This window comes from Paenibacillus sp. KS1 (assembly GCF_001680695.1).
In the GTDB taxonomy this organism is placed as follows: Bacteria; Bacillota; Bacilli; order Paenibacillales; family Paenibacillaceae; genus Paenibacillus_B; species Paenibacillus_B suaedae.
The window spans coordinates 1-552 of record NZ_MAIS01000297.1 but is presented as its reverse complement, the minus strand read 5'-3'; the positions used below and the strand labels follow the sequence as shown (position 1 = coordinate 552).

Here is a 552-nt window from a genome sequence, read left to right as displayed (position 1 = left end):
TTCATTTACACAAAATTCTTGACGCTACCATTTTCAACTTCAATAAAAGAAGAAAAATCTGTACAGTCTTGTAAACTATTTAGTTCATGTGAAAGGTTATTCCATTTATCTAAATATAATTTTCGCCCAATCGTGCCGCTTTTGGTTTTGTTATTTTTATAACGAAGCTTAATTTTTGGAGATTTTTTTCGGTTCCAATTTACAGTTGAAACAATATCTTGTCGCAAAAGTTTAACTGTATCAGGAGACTCATCCCCACTAAATTCACAATTATATATTGGAAATACATCTATGGTTTTTTGATGGAGTCTATCGCTATAAGTTGCAAAACTAGTATGATACGATGAAGGTATACATAACATTGCATCAAAATTAGTTTCCTTGTAAGCAATATTAGTTATCTTAACTATTCTATCGGTACAATCGGCAGTTATGAATTTTTTAATGGACTTTAAAAATTCATAGATCACTTCTACCTCCATTTCACCTCTTATTGAGACTTTTATTATATGCCCTTCTAACAAGGTAGCGTCAAGAATTTTGTGTAAATGA

The 552-nt window shown here is 30.4% G+C and carries 1 protein-coding gene; it reads right to left on the bottom strand.

Annotated features, from left to right (window positions below; all coding sequences use genetic code 11):
- Positions 1–5 precede the first annotated feature (5 nt).
- Positions 6–552, bottom strand: a 547-nt coding sequence (locus BBG47_RS28400; RefSeq protein ID WP_217492556.1) for a hypothetical protein, incomplete at its 5' end; no start/stop codon positions are given.